3 protein-coding genes and 1 pseudogene are annotated in these 2,455 nt (G+C 75.7%); 1 reads left to right on the plus strand and 3 read right to left on the minus strand.

Annotated features, from left to right (window positions below):
• Nucleotides 1-312, minus strand: a 312-nt coding sequence (locus tag HGA02_RS16355; RefSeq protein WP_168680166.1) for a helix-turn-helix domain-containing protein, incomplete at its 3' end; no start/stop codon positions are given.
• 117 nt (nucleotides 313-429) lie between these two features.
• On the minus strand, nucleotides 430-993 hold the full coding sequence (locus tag HGA02_RS16360; RefSeq protein ID WP_168680168.1) for a TIGR03086 family metal-binding protein: 564 nt from the start codon (nucleotides 991-993) through the stop codon (nucleotides 430-432).
• Between the two features lie 37 nt (nucleotides 994-1,030).
• On the opposite strand from HGA02_RS16360, the gene HGA02_RS16365 reads away from it, so the two are divergent.
• On the plus strand, nucleotides 1,031-1,936 hold the full coding sequence (locus HGA02_RS16365; protein WP_168680170.1) for a helix-turn-helix domain-containing protein: 906 nt from the start codon (nucleotides 1,031-1,033) through the stop codon (nucleotides 1,934-1,936).
• A 19-nt stretch (nucleotides 1,937-1,955) separates the two neighbouring features.
• On the opposite strand, the pseudogene HGA02_RS16370 reads toward HGA02_RS16365, so the two are convergent.
• Nucleotides 1,956-2,455: pseudogene (locus HGA02_RS16370) on the minus strand (hypothetical protein); the annotation flags it as partial.

A 2,455-nucleotide genomic window follows, 5' to 3' on the forward strand; every position in this document is an offset into this window, starting at 1 on the left:
CTCCGCGTGCGCCGCGCCGACGAGGTCGACGAGCCGCATGCCCAGCGCGCGGCACACCGCGACCAGCACCTCGGACGACGCCTCCTTGCGGCCGCGCTCGATCTCCGACAGGTAGGCGACCGAGACGCGTGCGTCGACGGCGACGTCGCGCAGGGTGCGGCCCTGGTCTTCGCGGCGCTCGCGGAGGATCGCGCCGACGAGCCGCCGGAGCAAGGGCTCGACGCGGTGCTCGACGAGGTGGCCGGTCGTCCCGGTGCCGCTCGCGGCCGGGTGCGCGACCCGGTGAGGTCGGGCCGTCAGCTCGTGCGTCATGGGGGCTCCCGTCGTCGTCGCGCCTGTCCGCCACGCTAGACCCGGGTCACCGGCGCGCGGGTGGGTGTCGTGTCTGCCCTCAGCGGACAGGCGCGCGACGCACGTGGGACGGCGCGGTCAGACGGTGACCGTCGCCCGCCGACCGAGCGCTGCGAGGGCCCGCGTCTGCCGGTCCGCGTCGGGGGCGACCTCGAGCGCCGGCCCGCAGACGCCGCTCGCGTAGATCATGTCGCCCATCGCCGCGACCATGCCCTCGATGACGTCGAGGTCGGCGTCGTCGAACGCGTAGGCGCGGCCGTCGGCGGCCGTGACGTCCCAGCGGTGGGCGACCATGTCGAACCCGTAGAACATGTCGACCGTGGCGCCGACCGTCGTCGTCGACCCGAGGCTGTCGTACTCGCGGTCGACGAAGCCCGGTCGGGCGAGGACGTCTCGCACCTCGGCCGTGTGGGTGCGCCACGCGGCGGCCGGGTCGGCCAGGTCGGGGCGCGGTCCGAGGTCGGCGCCGTGCGTCGTGAGGAAGTCGCGCTGGGTGTCGACGAGGTGGGCGACGACGTCGCGTCCCGTCCACCCCGCGCAGGGGGAGGGGGCGTCCCAGGACGACGGGGCGATCGCGTCGAGGGTCGCCTGCATGCCGTCGGCGCGGCGGGCGTAGGTCTGCAGGGTCGGGTTGTCGGTCATGACTGCGACGCTAGGCGGCGAGGGGAGGGGTGGCTTGATGAAACCCGACAGCGCGGCGGGCGGTGCTGCACGGCCCGAGCCTCGTGCGGTCGGCGGCGCGGCCGTCGACGAGGTCGAGCGCGCGCACCTCGTCGACCCGGCGGACCGGTCGTTCCGCATCGGACGGTGGGCGCCCGAGCCCGACCTCGCGGACCTGGTGCGGCGGTACTGGGTGCCGACGTGGCACGTGCCCGGCGGCGGGTCGGCCGTGCAGCAGGTGCTGCAGTACCCCGTCTGCCTGGTGGTGGTCGCGGATGCGTACGCGCGGTTCTACGGGGTCGCCCCCGGGCTCTCGACGACGACGCTCACCGGCAGCGGGTGGGCGGTGGGCGTGCTGCTGCAGCCCGCGGCGGGCGCGCTGCTGACCGGTGGGACGGTCGGGGCGTGGACCGGCCGGCACGGTGACCTCGGGCCGGCGCTCGCGGCGACGACTCCCTCGACCGACACGGACACGCTGGTGACGCGCGTGCGAGCGGAGGTGGCGCCCGACCCGACCGACGAGTCGCGGCAGCGGGCCGCGACCGACCTGGTCGGGGACTTCCTGCGGCGGTGGCTGCCCGTGGACGAGGAAGGGCTGCAGGTGAACGCGATCGTCGATGCCGTCGAGCACGACCCCGAGCTGCTGCGCGTCGCCCAGCTGTGCGACCGGTTCGGCATGACGGAGCGGTCCTTGCAGCGCCTGACGCGGCGACGGCTGGGGCTGTCGCCGAAGTGGCTGGTCCAGCGTCGTCGGCTGCACGAGGCGGCAGGGCTGCTGCGCGCGGGCGGCACGACCGTCGCCGACGTCGCCGCGCGGCTCGGGTACGCCGACGAGCCGCACCTGTCCCGTGACTTCCGCCGCGTCACGGGCATGACGCCGGGCGCGTTCGCTTCCCGGTACGCGGCGGAGTCGGCGGGGGTCTGACGCTGGGCACGGCGTGGGCCTACGCGCCCGTCACCATCCACGCGGTGCCGCGGGCGCGCCAGCCGGTGGTCAGGGCCCTGGCCAGCATGAAGACGCCCGCGAACGCCGCCCAGAGCCAGGCGAGTCCGGCGACGCCGTCGGGTGCCCACGCGCGCACGGCCAGTGCGACCGGCACGTAGGCGACGAGCGTGAGGACGCCCGCCCAGGCGAGGAACCGCCCGTCGCCCGCGCCGATCAGGACGCCGTCGAGCACGAACACCCACCCGGCCATCGGCATGGTCACGGCCGCGACGACGAGGGCCACGACGGCGGCGCGCTGCACGTCGGGGTCCGTCGTGAACGCCCGGACGTAGAGCCACGACGCGCCGCCGAGCACGAGGCCGAGGACCGCTCCCGCCTCGTGCACTGCCCAGGTGCCCATGGGGTGGTCGAGCAGTCGCTCGTCGAAGCCCGCCCGGACGAGGTCCGCCAGACACGCGGGTCGGTGGAGCGGGACGGCACGTCCGTCCGGACCGGGCC

This window comes from Cellulomonas septica (assembly GCF_012396155.1).
GTDB lineage: Bacteria > Actinomycetota > Actinomycetes > Actinomycetales > Cellulomonadaceae > Cellulomonas > Cellulomonas septica.

What these genes read in the sequence shown, in the direction of transcription:
- HGA02_RS16365 (WP_168680170.1), top strand. Translation starts at nt 1,031, where the DNA reads ATGAAACCCGACAGCGCGGCGGGCGGTGCTGCACGGCCCGAGCCTCGT.
- HGA02_RS16360 (WP_168680168.1), bottom strand. Translation starts at nt 993, where the DNA reads ATGACCGACAACCCGACCCTGCAGACCTACGCCCGCCGCGCCGACGGC.